Origin of the sequence: Rhizobium sp. TRM96647, assembly GCF_025780115.1 — a bacterium.
Taxonomy (GTDB): domain Bacteria; phylum Pseudomonadota; class Alphaproteobacteria; order Rhizobiales; family Rhizobiaceae; genus Mycoplana.
Genome location: NZ_JAOXHF010000014.1, coordinates 42,626 through 62,640, shown reverse-complemented (window position 1 = coordinate 62,640; position 20,015 = coordinate 42,626). Strand labels below are relative to the sequence as shown.

Below are 20,015 nucleotides of genomic sequence, written 5' to 3'. Positions count from 1 at the left end.
TTCCTGCAGCAGAAGACGGCAGCGATGACGGGTGACAGACGCAAGGCGGTGATCGAGGTCGATGGCGCCAAGGTGAGCTTCGGCGCGGTCAAGGCGCTCGACGGCGTGACGCTTGCGATCATGCCCGGCGAATGCGTCGGCCTCGTCGGCCACAACGGTGCCGGCAAGTCCACCATCGTCAGCGTCATCAACGGCGGACTGACACCGCACCAGGGGACGGTTTCCGGCGATGGCGAGGTCGTTGCGAACTACGGCATCAATGCCGCCCGGACACGGGGCGTGCGCTGCGTCTTCCAGGAACTCTCGCTCTGCCCCAATCTCACGATCGTCGAGAACACGCGCGTCATGCACCGTACGCTCGGCGGCTTCGGCTGGCGTCAGCGGGCAAGGCAGGTGATCGAAAAGAGCCTGGATACGGTCTTCCCGGGTCACGGCATCGCCAGCGACAGGACGGTCGGCGAACTGTCGATCGCCGAGCGGCAGATGGTGGAGATCGCCATGGCCTTCTCCGACGCCGGCATCGCCCCGAGACTGGTGATCCTGGACGAACCGACCTCCTCGCTCGACGCCAGCCTCGCCGAGCAGATGCTGGACCATGTCCGCCGCTTCGTCGCGGCCGGAGGTGCTGTCGTCTTCATCTCGCATATCCTGCACGAGGTCCTGACGACGGCGAGCCGTATCGTCGTGATGAAGGACGGCCGCATCGTTGCCGAACGTCCCCCAGCGGCATTCAGCGAGGTGAGCCTCGTCGAAGCCATGGGCAGCGTGGTCAAGGGCGACGCCCATCGCCGCCGGGCGCGCGATCTCACAGGCGCGCCGATCGCTCTCGAGCAGGTCGGCCGCGGCCTGCCCTTCCGGGCAGCGCGCGGGGAAATCGTCGGGCTTGCGGGGCTTGCGGGGCACGGCCAGACGAAAATGCTGATGGCGCTGCACGCGGCCAACAGCGGCGACTGGTTGCCGCGGCGCGATCCGCTGGTGACGTTCGTGGCCGGCGACCGCCGGCTGAACGGCGTATTCGAACTCTGGAGCATCCTGAAGAACCTGTCGATCGCCTCGCTCGACGGCGTCGCGCGGCGGGGCGTGCTGGATACGGGTGCGGAGGCCGGACGCGGGGCGGAATGGAAGCGGCGGATCGAGATCCGCACGCAGGACATGGAAAACCGTATCCTGTCGCTCTCGGGCGGCAACCAGCAGAAGGTGCTGTTCGCCCGGGCGCTTTCGACGCGCGCCCCGGTCGTGCTGATGGACGACCCGATGCGCGGCGTCGACGTCGGCACGAAGCAGGAGGTCTACGAGATCGTGCGCCAGGAGGCGGAAGCCGGGCGCACTTTCGTCTGGTATTCGACGGAAATGGAGGAAGTCCGCCTCTGCGACCGCGTCTATGTCTTCCGGGAGGGCGCGATCGTCGCCGAACTGGCCGGCGAGGCCATCACCGAGGACAACATCCTCGCCGCCTCCTTCGCGGGGGCGGCCGCATGAAGCGCTGGATATCCGCCGATGCGCTCCGGCTGGCGATCCCGGCCCTGTCACTGACGGTCCTGCTCGCCGCCGTGTTCTGGCTGCAGCCGCGGGCGATGAGCTATGTCGGTCTCAACCTGCTCTTCAACCTCGCCGTGCCGATCGCGCTCGCCACGATCGCGCAGATGCTGATCATGTCGGTGAACGACCTCGACCTGTCGATGGGCACCTTCGTCAGCTTCGTCGCCTGCGTGACCGCCACCTTCCTGCGCGACGCGCCGCTTGTCGGGGTGCTGATCCTGGCCGGCGCTGTGGCGGTCTATGCCGTTTTGGGCGTGGTGATCTACCTGCGCGACCTGCCCTCGATCGTCGTGACGCTCGGCATGAGCTTCGTCTGGGCCGGCCTTGCCGTGCTGCTCCTGCCGGCCCCCGGCGGGCAGGCGCCGGACTGGGCGCGCGCGCTGATGACGATGAAGCCGCCCGTGGCGCCGATGGCGATCGTCGCCAGCATCGTCATCGCGATCGTCGCCCATCTCGTCGTCATGCGCTCCTCGCTCGGTGTGCTGATCCGCGGTGTCGGCGGCAACCAGCGCTCGGTCGAGCGGGCCGGCTGGTCGGTGGTCGCCACCCGGGCCGCGGCCTATGGGCTGGCGGGCATCTTCGCCGTGCTTGCCGGCATTGCGCTCGTCGGACTGACAACGTCCGCGGACGCCAATATCGCTCTTCGCTACACGCTGCTGTCGATCGCCGGCGTGATCCTCGGCGGCGGCGAGTTCATCGGTGGCCGGGTGTCGCCGGTCGGCGCGGTGATCGGCGCCCTCACCCTGACGCTGGCCGGATCCTTCCTGTCGTTCCTGCGGATCTCGCCCGACTGGCAGATCGGCGCGCAGGGCGCGATCCTCATCGTCGTGCTGGCCCTTCGCCTGCTGCTCAGGCGCGTCGAAAACCGGGAGAAAGGGCGATGACGGCAATCGCGCGGCTTTCGCAAAAACCCTGGATCTGGTCGTGGTTCGCGGCCTTCGTCGTCTGGTTCGCCACCATCTTCGTCACTGGCGGGGCGAGCACGTTCGGCCTCTCGCAGGCGGCGCTCACCTTCGCGGCCTTCTCGATCATCGTCGGCATCGGCCAGATGTTCGTCATCACGCTCGGCCCCGGCAACATCGACCTCTCCGTCCCCGCCACGATGACGCTGGCCGGCACGGTGGCGCTGAAGCTGATGGACGTCGACAACGCCATGATCGTTCCGGGCCTGCTGGTCGCTGTCGGGATCGGGATCGCGGTCGGAATCGGCAACTACGCCCTCATCAAGGCGCTGCGCATTCCGCCGATCATCGCCACGCTGTCGATGAGCTTCATCATCCAGTCGACGGCGATCTGGACCAACCGTGGGCTTCGCATCAAGCCGCCGAGCGTTCTCGCCGAGTTCACGACCTCCGCCACGCTCGGCATCCCGAACGTCGCCATCGTCGCGCTGCTCATCTCGCTTTTCGCCTGGTTCCTTCTGGAGAAGACGATCTACGGCCGCTGGATCTCGGCAATCGGCCAGACCATGCCGGCCGCCCGGATGGCCGGGATCCCGGTCGACGGCACGCGCTTTGCCACCTACGTCTTCTGCGCCGTCCTCGCCTCGCTTGCCGGCTACCTGCTCGCCTGCTTCTCCGGCGGGGCGGCCCTGAACATGGGCTCCGAATACCTGCTGATGTCGATCGCCGTCGTGGTCATCGGCGGCACGGCGGTCGCCGGCGGCGATTCCAACGTGCCGGGCATATGGGGCGCCTCGCTCTTCATGTTCCTGGTCGTGTCCATGCTCAACACCTACGGTCTCGGCGCGGGCATCCGCCTCGTCATGACCGGGCTCATCATCATCAGCGTCATCCTGCTCGCCGGCGGCCGCCAGCCGGGCACGCGCTAGTTCCAGGACGATCCGACCATGGCCCGAGACAGCCTCTACGAAATCCACGATCCGCGCTTCGTCCACCTGATCGTTTCGAGCGCCCGACTGGAAGAACTCTATTCCGGCTGCCGCTGGGCGGAAGGGCCCGTCTGGTTCAACGATGCGAACCAGCTTCTCTGGAGCGATATTCCCAACCAGCGCATGCTGCGCTGGACGCCGGAGGGCGGCGTGTCCGTCTATCGCCAGCCGTCGAATTTCGCCAACGGCCATACGCGCGACCGGCAGGGGCGGCTAGTTTCCTGCGAACACGGAACGCGTCGGGTGACGCGAACCGAAGTGGACGGTTCGATCACGGTGCTGGCCGACAGTCATCAGGGCAAGAAGCTCAACGCGCCGAACGATGTCGTGGTCCGCTCGGACGGCACCGTCTGGTTCACCGATCCGACCTACGGCATCCTCTCCGACTACGAGGGCTACAGGTCCGAGCCCGAGCAGGCGACGCGCAACGTCTACCGGCTGGACCCGGCGACCGGCGAGATCGATGCCGTCGTCACTGACTTCAACCAGCCGAACGGCCTCGCCTTCTCGCCGGACGAGACGATTCTCTATGTGGCGGATTCCGGCGCAAGCCATGACGACGTGCTTCCGCGCCATATCCGCGCCTTCGACGTCGTGGACGGGCGTCGGCTCGCCAACGACCGCGTCTTTGCCGTGATCGACAAGGGCATACCGGACGGCATCCGCACCGACACCGCCGGCAATCTCTGGTCCAGCGCGGGCGACGGGGTGCATTGCTTCGCCGCCGACGGAACGCGCCTCGGCAAGATCCTGGTGCCGCAGACCGTGGCAAACCTGACTTTCGGCGGCCCGAGGCGCAACCGCCTCTTCATCGCCGCGACCAATTCGCTCTATTCGATCTACGTCACCGCGACCGGCGCCCAGGTTCCGTGACGTTCGATTTTCGGCCTTAGCCGGTCGGCCTGGCCGACCGGTACACTTCCGTGCCGGCGGTTCACTTGACCCTTGACCGCCGGATGGGGTCTACTGCGCACCGCAGTTCAAATTCCCGCTTCCTGGCCGGCCGGGCAGGCCACGCGCCATTCCGGCTGTCGATTGATGTCACGCAAACGAGACGTTGGAGCACTATGCTATCACTCTTGGCGATGTGTGCCGCCCGCGCTGAAATTTCGGCATAGATTCACCCTGCCCTGCGGGGTGCGATGCGGGCTGTCGCGAGCGTAGCGCCGAGATAGGAGCAACCCGTATCGCCAGCTACGCCTTCGCAATGAACAGAAGGAGTGGATATGATGTCCGAGCTATCCGGCATTCCGACTGCGCAGATGTTTTCCGACGCCTACTCCTATACCCTTGACGCCTGGCAGCGTTCGATCCTGTATCTCGACGTCATGCGCCGGCGTGGCGAGCAGTACGAGCAGCATGCGGCAAGCCGCGTGCCGCATGTGCTGGACTATGATGCCGAGCTCGTCTGCGACGGTCGCGAACTGCCGAGGCCGGTGAACTACGGGCTGGTCCGCATCGTTGCGCCCGAGGGCGTCACGATCGATCCGTCGAAGCGTCCCTTCGTCGTGGTCGATCCGCGGGCAGGGCATGGCCCGGGCATCGGCGGTTTCAAGGCCGACAGCGAGATCGGCGTGGCGATGAAGGCCGGGCATCCCTGCTATTTCATCGGGTTCCTGCCCGAACCCGTGCCGGGCCAGACGATCGAGGACATCGCGCGGGCGGAGGCCGTGTTCCTGGAGACGGTGATCGAACGCCATCCCGACGCAGACGGCAAGCCGTGCGTCATCGGCAATTGCCAGGCGGGCTGGGCCATGATGATGCTGGCCGCGATGCGGCCCGAGCTTTTCGGCCCGATCATCATCGCCGGCGCCCCCCTTTCCTATTGGGCGGGCGTGCACGGGCAGTATCCGATGCGCTACTCCGGCGGCCTGCTCGGCGGTAGCTGGTTGACGGCGCTGACCGGCGATCTCGGCGCGGGCAAGTTCGACGGCGCCTGGCTGGTGCAGAACTTCGAGAACCAGAACCCGGCCAATACGCTCTGGACGAAGCAGTATAATCTCTATTCCAAGGTCGATACCGAGGCCGAGCGCTATCTCGGCTTCGAACGCTGGTGGGGTGGGCACGTCACGCTCAACGCCGAGGAGATCCAGTTCATCGTCGATGAACTCTTCATCGGCAACAGACTCGCCTCGGGCGAGATCCGCACGACCGACGGAACGGCGATCGACCTGCGCACGATCCGCTCCCCGATCGTGGTGTTCTGCTCCAAGGGCGACAACATCACTCCGCCGCAGCAGGCGCTGGACTGGATTCTCGATCTTTACGACAGCGTCGACGAAATCCGTTCGCTCGGCCAGACCATCGTCTACGTCGTCCATGAGACGGTCGGGCACCTGGGGATTTTCGTGTCCGCCGGCGTGGCGCGGAAGGAACATGACGAGTTCGCCTCCAACATCGACCTGATCGACGTGCTGCCGCCGGGTCTCTACGAAGCGGTCCTGGAGCCCACCGGAGAGGCGGCGGAGCATCCGGAACTCGTCTCGGGCCAATGGATCATGCGCTGCGAGACCCGCACGCTGGACGATATCCGCGCGCTTGGCGGCAACGACATCGAGGACGAGCGCAGCTTCGAGGCCGCCGCCCGTCTCTCTGAAATCAACCTCTCGCTCTATCGGGCCTTCCTCCAGCCGGCGGTCAGGGCCGCAGTCAATCCGGTCATGGCCGAAGCGATGCGGCGGCTGCACCCGCTCCGTCTGTCCTACGAATGGTTCGGCTCCTCCAACCCGTTCATGACCTGGATCGAGAACGCCGCTGCGGGCGTGCGCGACGACCGGCACCAGACCGCGCCGGACAACCCGTTCATCGCCGTGCAGGAGCAGGTCTCGACCCGGATCGTCGAAGCGCTGGAAGGCTGGCGCAAGATGACGGAGGCGATGGCGGAGGAGACCTTCCGGATCGCCTATGGCGCCCCGGCGGTTCAGGCGGCGCTCGGCATCGACCCGACATCGAACACCCCGCCCCGCAAGGCGCCGAAGAGCCTGCTGACGAAGGCGCTGATCGAGGCGAAGACGGAAGCGTTGAAGGCCAGGCTCGCCGAGGGCGGACTGGTGGAAGGACTGGTCCGTTCTCTGCTGTATGTCGGCATGGCCCGCGGCAGTGTGGACGAGCGCGGTTTCGAGGCCATCCGCCGGGTCCGGCGCGATCACGCGAGCACAACGCAGATGAAGCTTGCGGAATTCAAGGCGCTTGTGAGGGAACAGTACTATATGCTGCTCATCGATGAGGCGGGGGCTCTCGCTGCCATCCCGAAACTGCTTCCGCAAGACGCGGGCCAGCGCCGCGCCGCCTTCGATGTCCTGCGCGGCGTGCTGGAATCGTCGGGCTCTTTGGGCGATGCTGCAGCGGGGCGCCTTCAGCGCGTTGCCGAGTTGTTCGATCTCGGAGAGAGCAGTCCGGGCAGCGTCCCGAAGCCTGTCGCCGTCCGCGGTAGCACGCGTGCCCGCAGCGCATATTGATCACCAGTCGGAGCTTCGCCCGTGACCGAATCGAACGCGACCAAAGCCGCACCGTCGAAATACGACCGCCTGATCGGCGCGGCGCAGGAGGCGCCCCCGGCCGTCACCGTCATCGCCCATCCATGCGACGAGACCTCGCTGCGCGGCGCGCTGGAGGCGGCGGACATGGGCCTGATCGTTCCGATCCTCGTGGGGCCGGAAGCAAAAATCCGCAAGGTGGCGGCCGAGAACGGCCTCGAACTGGGCGGGCACGAGATCGTCGACGCCCCGCACAGCCATGCCGCGGCCGCCCAGGCGGTCGCCCTGATCCGCGAGGGCAAGGGCGACCTCTTGATGAAGGGCAGCCTGCATACCGACGAACTGATGCGCGAGGTCGCAGCCTCGGCCACGGGCCTTCGCACCGAACGTCGCATCAGCCACGTGTTCGTCATGGACGTGCCGGGCCACGCCGAAACGCTCTTCATCACCGATGCGGCGATCAACATCTTTCCCGACCTCGACGCCAAGCGCGACATCGTCCAGAACGCGATCGATCTCTGGGTCACGATCGGGCTTGGCGAGCCGCGCGTGGCGATCGTTTCCGCGGTCGAGACGGTGACGACGAAGATTCCCTCCACCATCGACGCGGCAGCGCTGTGCAAGATGGCCGAGCGCGGTCAGATCACCGGCGGCGTGCTCGACGGGCCGCTCGCCTTCGACAACGCCATCAGCCCGGAAGCCGCCGAGATCAAGGGGCTGACGTCGCCGGTCGCCGGCCGGGCGCAGATCATCGTGGTGCCCGACCTCGAGGCAGGGAACATGCTGGCCAAGAACCTGACCTTCCTCTCCCATGCCGACGCGGCCGGGATCGTGCTCGGCGCGCGGGTGCCGATCGTCCTGACCTCGCGCGCGGATTCGGTCCGAAGCCGGCTCGCCTCCTGTGCGGTGGCTGCGCTCTACGCCGCCCGGCGGCGGCGGCAAGTGGCGGCCTGACGCATGGACGCCATCCTCGTCGTCAACGCCGGCTCTTCGAGCCTCAAGTTCCAGATTTTCGGCATTGCCGACGGCCGGTTGTCGCGAAAGGTGCGCGGCCAGATGGACGGCATCGGGACCCGCCCGCGCCTGTTAGCCAGCACCGCCGAGGGTGAGGTGCTGGTCGACAGGTCGTTTGCCGCGGATGCGGTCAAGGACCTGCCGGCCGCCATCGCCGAGACCCGCGCCTGGCTGCAGTCGCTGGTCGGTTTCACCCTGCGCGCCATCGGCCACCGCGTCGTCCATGGCGGGCCGGACTATGCGAAACCGGTCCTGATCGACCACGACATACTGGACAGGCTCGCGACCTTCCAGGAACTCGCGCCGCTGCACCAGCCGAACAACCTGGCGCCGATCCGGCTTGCCATGGAGATCGCGCCCGGTGTTCCGCAGGTAGCCTGCTTCGACACGGCCTTCCATCGCGGCCATGCCCCGCATACGGATTGCTATGCCCTGCCGTGGGAGTACTACGAGCACGGCGTCCGGCGATACGGTTTCCATGGCCTATCCTACGAGTACATCGCCGAGCGTCTCGCCGAGGTCGCGCCCGATGTGGCGGGCGGACGCGTCATTGTCGCCCACCTCGGAAGCGGCGCGTCGATGTGCGCGATGAAGGGCGGTCGCAGCATCGAGACGACGATGGGGTTCACCGCGCTGGACGGCCTGCCGATGGGGACGCGACCGGGCCAGATGGACCCGGGCGTGGTGCTCTACCTGATCGATCACAAGGGCATGAGCGTCGCATCGGTGACGGACCTGCTCTACCGGTCGTCCGGGCTGAAGGGGCTGTCCGGCGTCTCGGCCGACATGCGCGACCTCCTCGAAAGCAAGGAGCCGCACGCAGCCTTCGCCATCGATCACTTCATCCATCGTTGCGGGCTGAGTGCGGGCCTGCTGGCCGCCGCACTCGGCGGCCTGGACGCGTTCGTCTTTACCGCCGGCGTCGGGGAGAACTCGGCGCCGATCCGCGCCCGCATCGCCGAACGCCTCGCATGGCTCGGCGCCGACCTCGATACGGCGGCAAACGCGGCCGGAGCGGCGCTCGTCTCCACGCCGTCGAGCAAGGTCGCGCTCTACGTCCTGCCGACGGATGAGGAACTGATGATCGCCCGCCACACGCTCGCGCTCATCGCCAGACCCTGAAACCCGAGGCAATGGAGAGAAGCAGCCATGTCCCTTCCGGTCGTTAGTGCACAGCTTCTCAAGGGAAAGAAGGGACTTGTGGTCGGCATCGCCAACGATCGATCGATCGCCTGGGGATGCGCGCGGGCCTTCCGCGCCTTCGGCGCCGAGCTGGCGGTGACCTACCTCAACGACAAGGCGAAACCCCATGTCGAACCGCTCGCCCGGGAGCTGGAAGCGCCGATCTTCATGCCCATGGACATGGCCGTGCCGGGGCAGCTCGAAGCGGTGTTCGAGACGATCTCCAGCCAGTGGGGCGAACTGGACTTCCTCGTCCACTCCATCGCCTATTCGCCGAAGGAGGCGCTCGGCGGTCGCGTTGTCGACGTGTCGCGCGAGGGGTTCGCCCAGACGATGGAGATCTCCTGCTGGTCGTTCATCCGCATGGCCCATCTTGCCGAACCGCTGATGAAGAACGGCGGCACGCTCTTCACCATGACCTACTACGGCTCCCAGATGGTCGTCGAAAACTACAATATCATGGGCGTCGCCAAGGCGGCCCTCGAGAGCGCGGTGCGCTATCTCGCCGCCGAACTCGGGCCGAAGGGCATTCGCGTGCACGCGATCTCGCCCGGCGCGCTCGCAACGCGGGCGGCGTCGGGCATACCGGAGTTCGACGAATTGCTGGAGAAGACGCGGACCAAGGCACCGGCGCGGGAACTGGTCAAGGTCGACGACGTCGGCGTTGCCACGGCATTTCTCGCCCATGACGCCGCCCGGCTGATCACTGGTCAGGTGCTCTACGTGGACGGCGGCTACCACATCGTAGACTGACGCCGGGCGGGCCCCCTCCGTCACTGCCTCTCCTCCTGCCGCCCGAACGAGCGGCGCTGGCGTGTTCCGGAGTGCTCCGCCGGTGCGCGTGATCGATTGCGATCAAGCGGCAACGCTCTATTCTCTGAGATGACGCCGCCCGCGGAATCGCGACAGGATTAAGTTGCGGGCGGATCGATCAGGAGGACGCAGTTCGCAAGGCGGCCTGACGTCAGAGGAGGAAACGATGCCAGAGGCTTCCCAGCCCCACCCCCGCGGCGGCCTGTATTTCGAGGACTTCGTCGTCGGCGCCACCATCGCGCACCGGCTGACGCGCACGGTCACCCAGATGGACAACATGCTGTTCTCCAACATGACCCTCAATCCCCAACCGCTGCATATCGATGCGCATTTCTGCGCCACGGAGACGGAATGGGGACGGCCGCTCGTCAATTCCCTGTTCACGCTCGGCCTGATGATCGGAATCTCCGTCAACGACACGACGGTCGGCACCACCATCGCCAATCTCGGCATGACGGACGTGACGTTTCCCGCCCCCCTGTTCGAGGGCGACACGGTCAACGTCGCGACCGAGATCGCGGGCAAGCGCGAATCGAAATCGCGGCCGAATGCCGGCATCGTCGAGTTCCTGCACCGCGCCTACAAGCAGGATGGCACGCTGGTCTGCGAATGCCGCCGCCAGGCCTTCATGCTGAAGAGGAACACCTGATGCGCTCGCTGCTGTTCGTCCCCGGCGACAGTGCCCGAAAACTGGAGAAGGCGCTGGCCTCGCAAGCCGATGCGCTGCTGATCGACCTGGAGGATTCCGTCTCGCTCGAGGCAAAGGACGAGGCCCGGTCGATCACCGCGGAATTCCTGCAAGGGAATGTCGCCGGCAGCGGCAGGCCGCGTCTCTATGTGCGCATCAACGGATTGTCGACCGGCCTCGCCGAAGCGGATCTCGATTGGGTCATGCCTGCGGCGCCCGATGGCGTCGTGTTGCCCAAGGCGGTCGGCGGGGCCGACGTGGCCGCGCTTGCAGCCCTCCTGTCGAGGCACGAGGCCGGGAATGTGCGGGCTGCGACCCGCATCCTCGCAATCGCAACCGAAAACGCCGCCGGCGTCTTCGCCCTCGGGACCTTTGCCGGCAGCAGCGACCGGCTGGTCGGTCTTGCCTGGGGCGGGGAGGATCTTTCGGCCGACCTCGGCGCCGCCTCCAACCGCACCGATAGCGGCGCCTATGCCGATCCCTACAGGCTGGCACGGACGCTGACCCTCCTGGGTGCTGCATCGGCCGGGGTTGCCGCCATCGATGCGGTCTATACCAATTTCCGGGACATGGCAGGGCTGGAGGCGGAATGCCGGGAGGCGCGGCGCGACGGTTTCGTCGGCAAGATGGCGATACATCCCGCACAGGTCCCGATCATAAACGCGGCCTTCGCGCCGACGACGGAGGAGATCGCAAGGGCCAGGGCCGTCGTCGCCGCATTTGCCGACAATCCGGGCGCGGGCGTCGTCGGTGTCGATGGCGAGATGCTCGACCGCCCGCACCTGCTGCGGGCCGAGCGCCTGCTCGCCCGCGCCGGCGAGGTGATCTGAGCGGCCGCGCGACATGGCGGCAGCGGGCCCCTGCCCCTGCCCTGCTCCGCCTTCAGCGCGCGAAGACGCTGTCGAAATCCTTGAAACCCTTGACCTCGATCGGGTTGCCGCTCGGGTCGAAGAAGAACATCGTCCGCTGCTCGCCCGGCTCGCCCTCGAAACGGACGACCGGGGGGATGTCGAAGGCGATGCCGCCCGCTTCGAGCCGCGCGGCCAGAGCGAACCAGTCGTCGAGCGGCAGGACGACGCCGAGATGCGGCATCATCACCATATGGTCGCCGACCCTGCCCGTGCGGGTCACTTCGAAGGGCTTGCCGAGATGCAGCGAGATCTGGTGGCCGAAGAAATCGAAATCGACCCAGGTGTCGGTCGAGCGGCCCTCGGCGCAGCCGAGGACGCCGCCATAGAAGCGGCGCGCCTCGTCGAGATCGGTGACGTGGTAGGCGAGATGGAAGAGTGAGCGCATCGGTTCTCCTTGATATCTGTCTACGAGGACAATTTCGGCGCGGGCGGCCCCTTGCCGGCCTCTGCCACTTATCACGAAAGCGTTGCGACCGGAGGTTTCTCCGTCATGCCGGCGATGGCGTCTGCGAGCGCGCGCCGTCCGTCGACCAGCAGGTCCTCCGCCTCTTCCTGCGAGATGGCGGCGAAGCGGATCGACCGCCCGCTCGGTGTCTGCGCAAGCCGCGGCAGGTCGACCGAGGCGACCGTGGCGATCTTCGGATAGCCGCCGGTCGTCTGTCGCTCGGCCATCAGCACGATCGGTCGACCGGAGGCCGGCACCTGGATGGATCCCGCCAAGGTGCCGTCGGAGACGATGTCGTGACCGCGCGCGGCCGGCAGCCGTGGTCCGTCGAGGATCTGCGCCATGCGGTCGCGACTGGGCGAGACGATGAAGGGTTCACCAAGAAAAGTGCGCCAGACGGCTTGGTCGAAATAGTCGTCCTGCGGACCCGCAACGACGCGGATCGGGCCGCGATCCTGTCGCCAGAGCCGGCGAAACGCCAGAAGCGGCGCGGCCTTCGCCTTGCCCAGCGGCAGACGATCGTTCGCCGCGAGCCGCCGGCCTTCCAGGCCGCCGAGGCCGGAGCGAAGATGCGTCGCCCTGGAGCCCAGCACCGGCGGCGTATCGATGCCGCCCGAAAATGCGAGATAGCCCCACACCGCATCCCGCATGGCGCCGATCGCCAGCGTCCGGCCCGGCAGAAGATGATGGCTCTCCCATGGAAAGGCAGCCACGCCGTCGATCCGGATGTCGACCGCGCCGCCGGCGACTGCGAACCGGACCGGCTCCGTCACCTCGAAGACGCCGCCGCTGCCGGCGAATTCGAGAACGGCACAGTCGGGCCCGTTGCCGGCGAGCGCATTGGCGATGTCCATGGACGGGCCATCCATCGGACCCGAGCCGGACACGCCGGCGTGCAGCAGGCTGCTGCGGCCACGATCCTGCACCGTCACCATCGGGCCGGCCTGTCCGATCAGAAGAACCGTCATGCGGGTTCGGGCTCCACCGCGGTCTTGCCGGCCGCGACCGCTGCGTCGAGTGCGGCGGCTTCCTCGGGTCCGATCGGCCGGAAGCGCACCCGGTCGCCGGCGCCAAGCAGGAACGGCTCGCTGCGTGCGGGGTCGAAGAGCCTGAGCGGCGTGCGGCCGATGTAGCGCCAGCCGCTGGGACCGGGGACGGAATTGATGCTGGCCTGGCGACCGCCGATGCCGATCGAGCCCGCCTCGATCCGCTGGCGCGGCGTGGCAAGCCGCGGCGTATGGAGGATCTCCGGCAGTCCGCCGAGATAGGCAAAGCCCGGCGCGAAGCCGATCATGTAGACCCGGTATTCGGCCGCGGCGTGGATCGCCACGAGTTCTTCGACGCTCAGGTCCTTCATCTCGGCGAGCGCGGCAAGGTCGAGGCCGGCCTCGCCGCCGTAGACGACCGGAACGACGAAGCGCCGGGCGGCCCGGCTGCCGGGCACCGCTGCCCGCAATCGTGCCTCCAGTTGCAGCCTCAGCGCCTGTGCCCGCAGGATGGAAGGATCGTAGAGGACGAGAAGCGAGCGATAGGTCGGCACCATTTCCGTGATGGCATCGACCGGCCGCTCGGTCAGATCAGCGGCCAGGGCGATCACGCGCGCGTTGACGTCCTCATCGATCTCGTCGGATAGCTCGATCGAAAGGGCGCTGTCGCCACAGGCGACGATGCGTGGATACGTCACCGACATTGCGTCATGCGTCCTTCAGATCATCCTTGCCCAGAGGGCGTTCCGCGTCATCGCCGGTCGCCTGGTGTTTCAAGACGGGCTTGGCATTTCAGCACGCCGACTGTATCTCAAGCTATCGGATCATAAGGGGTGGAGTCCGTTCGACGCAACACGTTGCGCAAGGTTACATGCCATCCGTGACGTCCACCGAAAACAGAAACGCTGCGAGACTATGACGACCGTCGACCTGAATTGCGACATGGGAGAAAGCTTCGGCGCCTACCGGATCGGCGACGATGCGGCCATGATGGAACTGGTCACCACCGCCAACATCGCCTGCGGCTTCCATGCCGGTGATCCCGTCGTCATGCGCGACACGATCCTCGCCGCCAAGGCGCGCGGCGTGTCGATCGGCGCGCACCCGTCATTCATGGACCTCTACGGATTCGGACGCCGGCGTATCACCGGCGAGCGGCCGGAGGATGTCGAGGCGCAGCTCGTCTACCAGATCGCCGCGATCCAGGGCATGGCGACTGCGGCCGGGTGGCCGATCACCCATGTCAAGCCACACGGCGCGCTCGCAAACATGGCAGCCGAAGACGCCGCCCTTGCCATCGTCTGCGCCAGGGCCATCAAGGCCGTCGATCCCGGATTGGTGTTCGTGGCGCTCCCCTATTCGCAGGCGATGCGGGCTGCCGAGGCGGCCGGGCTCGCGGTGGCCTGCGAGGTCTATGCGGACCGGCGCTACGACGACGACGGCATGCTGGCCTCCCGGCAGATGGAAGGTGCCGTCATTCACGACCTGCAACAGAGCGTGGACCAGGTGCTGTCCATGGTGCTGGACGGGCGCATCCCGACGATCGGAGGCAAGAAACTGCCGGTCGAGGCCGCGACTATCTGCATCCATGGGGACACGCCCGGCGCCGTCGGCGTGGCGCGCGCCCTTCGCGAAGCCCTTGCTGCCGCCGGGATCGAATTCTCCGCGTTCAAGAAGCCCGATCTCCAATAGAGGAAATGCGCGTGACCCGTATCGTCTACCTGAACGGCGCCTGGATCCCCGAAGCAGACGCCAGGATCTCCATCTTCGACCGTGGCTTCCTCTTTGCGGATGCGATCTACGAAGTGACGGCGGTGATCGGCGGCAAGCTCATCGAATATGCCGGGCACGCGGCCCGCCTGCAGCGGTCGACGGAGGAACTGGCCATGCCGTGTCCCCTCAGCCCCGAGGCGCTTCTGGCTGTGCATCGCGAGATCGTTCGCCGCAACGACCTGCAGGAAGGACTGATCTATCTGCAGATCTCGCGCGGGGTTGCCGACCGCGACTTTGCCTATCCGCAGGACGCGGCGCCGACGCTGGTCCTGTTCACGCAGGCCAAGGCAGTTGTCGACAATCCCAAGGTGAAGACGGGAATATCGGTGGCGATGCAGCCCGATCTGCGCTGGGCGCGGCGGGACATCAAGACGGTGCAACTGCTCTATCCCTCCATGGCCAAGATGGAGGCCGCAAGGCTCGGCGCGGACGATGCCTGGCTCGTCGAGGACGGCTTCGTCACCGAGGCGACGTCCGCGAGTGCCCATATCGTGACGAAGGACGGCACGCTCGTCACCCGGCAACTGTCGCAGGCGATCCTCCACGGCATCACCCGGGCCAGCACGCTGGACCTGGCGCGACGGGCCGGCATTCCCGTCGACGTGCGCCCGTTCACGCCGAAAGAGGCCATGGACGCGGCGGAGGCCTTCATCACCTCGGCCACGAGCTTCGTGCTTCCGGTGACGAAGATCGACGGTCAGCCCGTCGGCAGCGGCGTCCCGGGTCCGGTCTCCGCCCGGTTGCGCGAACTCTACATCGCCGAGAAGCTCGCCAGCGCCATCTGAGGCCGACGTCATCCTCCGGCCGGCTGGCACCCCTTCGCTTGTCGTCGCCGGCACGACGCCGATCAGCCTGAAGACCGGCCCGACGCTCCGAGAACGCCATGGAAGTTGCGAATGGAAGGTGAATTGTGTGGCCTAGCGCAAGCAAGCCGGTGATATCCGCTCGTCCGCACCTTTTCATCGCGGCCGCAACCCGTTATGGGCTGTCACAAAACTGTCATATATGGGAAAACGATCGTGCTGAGCTGGTTTCGCGCCCTGATGCCCCGGGAAGACCGTTTCTTCGACCTCTTCGACGCACACGCGCTGACGGTGGTCGAGGCGGCGGAGGCGCTTGAGAAGGTTCTGGCGGGCGGTCCGACCCTGGAACAGCACTGCAGCCGGATCGTCGAACTGGAAGACAAGGCCGATCGCATCACGGCCGACGTGTTGCTTGCCGTGCGCAAGAGCTTCATCACCCCCTTCGATCGCGGCGACATCAAGGACCTGATCCAGTCGCTCGACGACGCAATCGATATGATGCACAAGGTGGTCAAGACGATCCGCCTGTTCGAGCAGAAGAGTTTCGACCCCGGCATGCAGGAAATGGGCGTGATCGTCGTGAAGGCCGCCCGCCTCGTGGCCGAGGCCGTGCCGCTGCTCCACAAGATCGGCACCAACGCGACGCGCCTGAATTCGATCGCCGAGGAGGTGATGCGCATCGAGGGCCGCGCAGACGAATTGCACGAGAAGGGCCTGAAGGACCTGTTCCAGCGCCACGGCGCCTCCGACCCGATGGCCTACATGATCGGCAGCGAGCTCTATGGCGAACTGGAGAAGGTGGTCGACCGCTTCGAAGACGTGGCGAACGAAATCAGCGGCATCGTGATCGAGAACGTCTGATGGACGCGACGCTTGCCTTTCCGCTGCTGGTGGCGCTCATCGGCATCGCGCTCCTGTTCGATTTCCTGAACGGGTTGCACGATGCGGCGAACTCGATCGCCACGATCGTCTCGACGCGGGTGCTGCGGCCGCAATTTGCGGTGATGTGGGCCGCGTTCTTCAATTTCATCGCTTTCCTATTCTTCGGCCTGCATGTGGCCGAGACGATCGGCAGGGGGATCATCGATCCGGCAATCATTTCGCCGGCGGTGATCTTTGCGGCACTCATGGGCGCGATCATCTGGAACGTCGTCACTTGGCTGTTCGGAATTCCCTCCAGTTCCTCGCATGCGCTGATCGGCGGGCTCGTCGGCGCGGGGCTGGCACGGAGCGGCTTCGATTCGATCGTGCTCTCTGGCGTGCTGAAGACGGTAGGTGCCATCTTCATGTCGCCGGCAATCGGCTTTTTCCTTGCGCTGATGCTGGTCCTGATCGTTTCCTGGGTCTGCGTGCGGCAGACGCCGTTCGCCGTCGACAAGGCTTTCCGCGGGCTGCAGTTCATTTCCGCCTCGCTCTATTCTCTCGGCCATGGCGGCAACGATGCGCAGAAAACCATGGGTATCATCGCGGTTCTTCTCTATTCGCAGGGCCACCTCGGTTCAGAATTCTACGTTCCATTCTGGGTCGTCATCACCTGCCAGGCGGCAATCGCACTGGGCACGCTCTTCGGCGGCTGGCGCATCGTCCACACGATGGGCTCGAAGATCACCCGGCTCAACCCGATGCAGGGTTTCTGCGCGGAGACGGGCGGTGCGATCACACTGTTCGCAGCCACCTGGCTCGGTATTCCCGTCTCGACCACGCACACCATCACCGGCGCGATCATCGGCGTCGGCGCGGCGCGGCGCGTCTCGGCGGTGCGCTGGGGGCTTGCGGGCAATATCGTGATCGCGTGGTTCGTGACCCTGCCGGCGGCGGCACTCGTGTCGGCATTGACCTATTGGGCCGTCAACCTCTTTGGTGGCCACTGAAGCCGGCTCGTCGATTTCCAATCACGGCGCTTGCCAGCCTCCGGCTTTGCGTGCACCCTCCCTTGCGGAAGAGGATTCGCGGCTGCTTTTCGGGGGACGAGCATGGCAGGCGGAATGATGCGGGTGACCGCCCTTCTCAGCGTGAGTTGTGCTCTCATGAACGCCGCGGTCGCGCAGGAGAGCAGTGCCGACCTGGCGAAGAAGCTGTCCAATCCCGTCGCGTCGATGATCAGCGTACCGTTCCAGTTCAACTACGACCGTGGCTTCGGTCCGGAAGACGGGAACCGGGAGACGCTGAACATTCAGCCCGTCGTCCCCATATCGCTGAACGATGACTGGAACCTCATCTCCCGGACCATCATGCCGGTCATCTGGCAGGATGACATCGCCGGTCCGTCGGGCCACCAGTTCGGGCTCGGCGATATCACCCAGAGCCTGTTCTTCTCTCCCAAGCAACCCGGACCCGGCGGATTGATCTGGGGCCTCGGTCCGGTATTCCTGATCCCGACCGCCACAGACGATCTCACCGGCAGCGGCAAATGGGGCGCCGGTCCGACCGGCGTGGCGCTGAAGCAGGACGGTCCCTGGACCTATGGGCTTCTGGCCAACCATATCTGGTCGTTCGCCGGCCAGGATGACCGCACGGACGTCAATTCGACCTTCCTGCAGCCCTTCCTGTCCTACACGACCCACGATGCGTGGACGTTCACCCTCAACACCGAATCCACCTACGACTGGGAGGGCGACCAGTGGTCGGTTCCCGTCAACGTCATGGTCGGAAAGCTGGTGAAATTCGATCAGCAGCCGGTGAGTTTCACGGCCGGCCTACGCTACTGGGCCGACGCGCCGGAAAACGGCCCGGAAGGCCTCGGCTTCCGCTTCGTGGTGACGTTTCTTTTTCCGCAGTGAAGACACGCTGGCCCGGTCATGCCGGCGTTCGTGGTCGCACCGTCACCGCATGGGCCTGCCTTGGAGGGGCCATCTATCTTTATTCCGCTGCTTGATGAATAATAAACGAACAATCCAGCCATTCCTTGTGCTGCCTTGCGGTTCAAGCTATGCGTGCATCAGATGCCGTGCCGATGGGTCTGCAGACCCGAATATCGCCGTTGGGCGATTGGATTTCTCGAGACTGAAGCAGGGAGGGCCGAGGTCATGGGTGCCGACAGGTTTTCGTGTCAATTGCGTTCCGGTCTTGCCGTCGCCCTGTTGCTCGGTCTTGCCGGGGGTTTCCAGCCGGCAGGCCGGGCACTGGCGCAGGAGCAGACGGCGGCCGCATCCGCCGCGACCGGACAGGATGGCGACGAGCAGCCGGATCTTCTGACAGAAGACGAGCTCGAGGTTCTGGTTGCGCGCGTTGCGCTCTATCCGGACGAACTGGTCGCCCTCGTCAGTTCCGCCTCGCTCTATCCGCTGCAGGTGGTCGAGGCCGAGCGGTTCCTGCAGCAGAAGGCAAAGGACAAGGACCTGCAGCCGAAGGACAGCTGGGACAGCAGCATCATTTCGCTGCTCAACTACCCCGATATCGTCAAGATGATGAGCGAGGACCTCGACTGGACCCAGGCGCTCGGCAGCGCGCTGGCCTACCAGCAGAAGGACGTGCTCATGGCCATCCAGACGCTGCGCGACAAGGCCGTGGCCGATGGTGTCATCAAGACGGACGACAAGGTGCAGATCGTCAATCAGGGCGACAACGTGGTGATCCAGCCGGCCGACCCGGAGAAGGTGTATGTGCCACGGTATGAGCCGGAGATGCTCTATGAGCCCGGCTACGTGCCCGCCCCCATCACCTACTACGACGATCCCTACCCCAGCTACTACTATCCGTCCGCGCCCTATTTCGCGGCCGCCATCACCGGTGGCGCGATCTGGGCTGCGACGGTGGACTGGGACGACTGGGGCGTGTGGGGTGGTCGCTGGGACGGCGACGTCGACATCGATTGCGACAAGTGCTTCAACGACATCGACATCGATCGCGACAAGTTCAAGATGAACGACGTCGACTGGAAGAACGTCGACCGTTCGAAGATCAAGTTCGACAAGAACCAGTTTGCCAATGTCGATCGCGACAGGCTCAAGAACGAGTTCAAGGGCAACCGCGACAACAACATCGCGAACCGTGCGAAGGACGTGCGCCGTAACGGCGACGGCCGGATCGCAAACCGGGGCGGGAAGATCTCGGTCGACGATGTTCGCAAGAGCAAGGTGGATGCCGATCGCGCCCGCCAGCGGGCCGGCAACATCGACCGAGGCAACATCGATCGCGGCGGACAGGCGGCTGCCGCGCGCAGGGATGGCGGGAACGTTGCCAATCGCGCGGGCGGTTCCGCGGCTGCCAAGAAGGTGACGGGTGCCAAGTCGCAGAACATCAACCGGAAGGCGAACAAGCCGCGGCCCGGCGGGCAGGCGCAGAAGCGCTCCGGCGGAAAGCCGTCGGCGCTCGGCAAGGTGGGCAACGGCAAGAAGACGCAGTTTGCATCGCAGCGCGGGCGGCAATCCATGAGTGGCGGCGGCGGCCATCGCCGGCCGCAGGCCTCGGGCGGCCGCCGGGGTGGCGGTGGCGGTCATCATGGCGGCGGAAGGTCCCGCGGCGGCGGTGGCGGTCACAGGCGCTGAGACGAAC

General features: G+C 66.0%; 19 protein-coding genes. 16 read left to right on the top strand and 3 right to left on the bottom strand.

The annotated features are described in order from the left end of the window. The first annotated feature begins 24 nt into the window (after positions 1–24). The 10 genes from OCK02_RS21700 to OCK02_RS21655 all read left to right on the top strand — a co-directional run bounded on the left by OCK02_RS21700 (position 25) and on the right by OCK02_RS21655 (position 11,433). Positions 25–1,479, top strand: a complete 1,455-nt coding sequence (locus OCK02_RS21700) for a sugar ABC transporter ATP-binding protein (protein ID WP_263814830.1) — start codon at positions 25–27, stop codon at positions 1,477–1,479. Then, entirely contained in the window at positions 1,476–2,423 is a 948-nt protein-coding gene (locus OCK02_RS21695) for an ABC transporter permease (protein ID WP_263814829.1), read from the top strand. Before OCK02_RS21700 ends, OCK02_RS21695 begins: the two co-directional genes overlap by 4 nt. Further along, positions 2,420–3,370, top strand: coding sequence for an ABC transporter permease (locus tag OCK02_RS21690; RefSeq protein WP_263814828.1), 951 nt, complete (start codon positions 2,420–2,422; stop codon positions 3,368–3,370). Before OCK02_RS21695 ends, OCK02_RS21690 begins: the two co-directional genes overlap by 4 nt. An 18-nt stretch (positions 3,371–3,388) precedes the next feature. Next, complete coding sequence (locus tag OCK02_RS21685; protein WP_263814827.1) at positions 3,389–4,303, top strand: SMP-30/gluconolactonase/LRE family protein; 915 nt, start codon at positions 3,389–3,391, stop codon at positions 4,301–4,303. A gap of 356 nt (positions 4,304–4,659) precedes the next feature. Next, positions 4,660–6,888 (top strand): DUF3141 domain-containing protein, encoded by a 2,229-nt coding sequence (locus OCK02_RS21680; protein ID WP_263814826.1) that lies wholly within the window; start codon positions 4,660–4,662, stop codon positions 6,886–6,888. Positions 6,889–6,909: 21 nt separating this feature from the next. After that, on the top strand, positions 6,910–7,860 hold the full coding sequence (locus OCK02_RS21675) for a phosphate acetyltransferase (protein ID WP_263814825.1): 951 nt from the start codon (positions 6,910–6,912) through the stop codon (positions 7,858–7,860). Between the two features lie 3 nt (positions 7,861–7,863). After that, a complete protein-coding gene (locus tag OCK02_RS21670) occupies positions 7,864–9,042 on the top strand; it encodes an acetate/propionate family kinase (RefSeq protein ID WP_263814824.1) in 1,179 nt (392 codons plus the stop codon). A 27-nt stretch (positions 9,043–9,069) separates the two neighbouring features. Continuing rightward, positions 9,070–9,855, top strand: coding sequence for an enoyl-ACP reductase FabI (fabI, locus tag OCK02_RS21665; RefSeq protein ID WP_263814823.1), 786 nt, complete (start codon positions 9,070–9,072; stop codon positions 9,853–9,855). 226 nt (positions 9,856–10,081) lie between these two features. Further along, positions 10,082–10,564 carry a MaoC family dehydratase gene (locus OCK02_RS21660; RefSeq protein WP_230808882.1) on the top strand — a complete coding sequence of 161 codons (483 nt, stop codon included), beginning with the start codon at positions 10,082–10,084 and terminating at the stop codon, positions 10,562–10,564. Then, positions 10,564–11,433 (top strand): HpcH/HpaI aldolase/citrate lyase family protein, encoded by an 870-nt coding sequence (locus OCK02_RS21655; RefSeq protein ID WP_263814822.1) that lies wholly within the window; start codon positions 10,564–10,566, stop codon positions 11,431–11,433. The genes OCK02_RS21660 and OCK02_RS21655 overlap by 1 nt, the downstream gene beginning before the upstream one ends. Positions 11,434–11,485: 52 nt before the next feature. On the opposite strand, the gene OCK02_RS21650 is transcribed toward OCK02_RS21655, so the two are convergent. The 3 genes from OCK02_RS21650 to pxpB all read right to left on the bottom strand — a co-directional run bounded on the left by OCK02_RS21650 (position 11,486) and on the right by pxpB (position 13,649). Further along, positions 11,486–11,899 carry a VOC family protein gene (locus tag OCK02_RS21650; protein ID WP_148191180.1) on the bottom strand — a complete coding sequence of 138 codons (414 nt, stop codon included), beginning with the start codon at positions 11,897–11,899 and terminating at the stop codon, positions 11,486–11,488. Between the two features lie 71 nt (positions 11,900–11,970). After that, positions 11,971–12,927 carry a biotin-dependent carboxyltransferase family protein gene (locus OCK02_RS21645; RefSeq protein WP_263814821.1) on the bottom strand — a complete coding sequence of 319 codons (957 nt, stop codon included), beginning with the start codon at positions 12,925–12,927 and terminating at the stop codon, positions 11,971–11,973. Further along, positions 12,924–13,649 (bottom strand): 5-oxoprolinase subunit PxpB, encoded by a 726-nt coding sequence (gene pxpB / locus OCK02_RS21640; protein ID WP_263814820.1) that lies wholly within the window; start codon positions 13,647–13,649, stop codon positions 12,924–12,926. The genes OCK02_RS21645 and pxpB overlap by 4 nt, the downstream gene beginning before the upstream one ends. Positions 13,650–13,860: 211 nt before the next feature. Between pxpB and OCK02_RS21635 the strand changes: the two genes are divergently transcribed. The 6 genes from OCK02_RS21635 (at position 13,861) to OCK02_RS21610 (ending at position 20,008) form a co-directional block, all read left to right on the top strand. Then, positions 13,861–14,637, top strand: coding sequence for a 5-oxoprolinase subunit PxpA (locus tag OCK02_RS21635; RefSeq protein WP_263814819.1), 777 nt, complete (start codon positions 13,861–13,863; stop codon positions 14,635–14,637). 5 nt (positions 14,638–14,642) lie between these two features. Continuing rightward, positions 14,643–15,503: a D-amino-acid transaminase gene (locus OCK02_RS21630; RefSeq protein WP_263814818.1), complete on the top strand. Its 861-nt coding sequence runs from the start codon at positions 14,643–14,645 to the stop codon at positions 15,501–15,503. A gap of 234 nt (positions 15,504–15,737) precedes the next feature. Beyond that, a complete protein-coding gene (locus tag OCK02_RS21625; protein WP_263814817.1) occupies positions 15,738–16,382 on the top strand; it encodes a DUF47 domain-containing protein in 645 nt (214 codons plus the stop codon). Further along, entirely contained in the window at positions 16,382–17,392 is a 1,011-nt protein-coding gene (locus OCK02_RS21620; protein WP_230808890.1) for an inorganic phosphate transporter, read from the top strand. The genes OCK02_RS21625 and OCK02_RS21620 overlap by 1 nt, the downstream gene beginning before the upstream one ends. A 156-nt stretch (positions 17,393–17,548) precedes the next feature. Next, the gene (locus tag OCK02_RS21615) at positions 17,549–18,301 is read left to right on the top strand and encodes a transporter (RefSeq protein WP_412178889.1); all 753 of its coding nucleotides are present in this window, start codon (positions 17,549–17,551) and stop codon (positions 18,299–18,301) included. A gap of 246 nt (positions 18,302–18,547) precedes the next feature. Continuing rightward, positions 18,548–20,008: a DUF3300 domain-containing protein gene (locus tag OCK02_RS21610; protein ID WP_263814816.1), complete on the top strand. Its 1,461-nt coding sequence runs from the start codon at positions 18,548–18,550 to the stop codon at positions 20,006–20,008. Positions 20,009–20,015 lie beyond the last annotated feature (7 nt).

What these genes read in the sequence shown, in the direction of transcription:
- OCK02_RS21655 (WP_263814822.1), top strand. Translation starts at nt 10,564, where the DNA reads ATGCGCTCGCTGCTGTTCGTCCCCGGCGACAGTGCCCGAAAACTGGAG.
- OCK02_RS21660 (WP_230808882.1), top strand. Translation starts at nt 10,082, where the DNA reads ATGCCAGAGGCTTCCCAGCCCCACCCCCGCGGCGGCCTGTATTTCGAG.
- OCK02_RS21650 (WP_148191180.1), bottom strand. Translation starts at nt 11,899, where the DNA reads ATGCGCTCACTCTTCCATCTCGCCTACCACGTCACCGATCTCGACGAG.
- OCK02_RS21670 (WP_263814824.1), top strand. Translation starts at nt 7,864, where the DNA reads ATGGACGCCATCCTCGTCGTCAACGCCGGCTCTTCGAGCCTCAAGTTC.
- OCK02_RS21700 (WP_263814830.1), top strand. Translation starts at nt 25, where the DNA reads ATGACGGGTGACAGACGCAAGGCGGTGATCGAGGTCGATGGCGCCAAG.
- pxpB (WP_263814820.1), bottom strand. Translation starts at nt 13,649, where the DNA reads ATGTCGGTGACGTATCCACGCATCGTCGCCTGTGGCGACAGCGCCCTT.
- OCK02_RS21635 (WP_263814819.1), top strand. Translation starts at nt 13,861, where the DNA reads ATGACGACCGTCGACCTGAATTGCGACATGGGAGAAAGCTTCGGCGCC.
- OCK02_RS21620 (WP_230808890.1), top strand. Translation starts at nt 16,382, where the DNA reads ATGGACGCGACGCTTGCCTTTCCGCTGCTGGTGGCGCTCATCGGCATC.
- OCK02_RS21685 (WP_263814827.1), top strand. Translation starts at nt 3,389, where the DNA reads ATGGCCCGAGACAGCCTCTACGAAATCCACGATCCGCGCTTCGTCCAC.
- OCK02_RS21615 (WP_412178889.1), top strand. Translation starts at nt 17,549, where the DNA reads ATGAACGCCGCGGTCGCGCAGGAGAGCAGTGCCGACCTGGCGAAGAAG.
- OCK02_RS21610 (WP_263814816.1), top strand. Translation starts at nt 18,548, where the DNA reads ATGGGTGCCGACAGGTTTTCGTGTCAATTGCGTTCCGGTCTTGCCGTC.
- OCK02_RS21695 (WP_263814829.1), top strand. Translation starts at nt 1,476, where the DNA reads ATGAAGCGCTGGATATCCGCCGATGCGCTCCGGCTGGCGATCCCGGCC.
- OCK02_RS21680 (WP_263814826.1), top strand. Translation starts at nt 4,660, where the DNA reads ATGTCCGAGCTATCCGGCATTCCGACTGCGCAGATGTTTTCCGACGCC.
- OCK02_RS21630 (WP_263814818.1), top strand. Translation starts at nt 14,643, where the DNA reads ATGCGCGTGACCCGTATCGTCTACCTGAACGGCGCCTGGATCCCCGAA.
- OCK02_RS21645 (WP_263814821.1), bottom strand. Translation starts at nt 12,927, where the DNA reads ATGACGGTTCTTCTGATCGGACAGGCCGGCCCGATGGTGACGGTGCAG.
- fabI (WP_263814823.1), top strand. Translation starts at nt 9,070, where the DNA reads ATGTCCCTTCCGGTCGTTAGTGCACAGCTTCTCAAGGGAAAGAAGGGA.
- OCK02_RS21690 (WP_263814828.1), top strand. Translation starts at nt 2,420, where the DNA reads ATGACGGCAATCGCGCGGCTTTCGCAAAAACCCTGGATCTGGTCGTGG.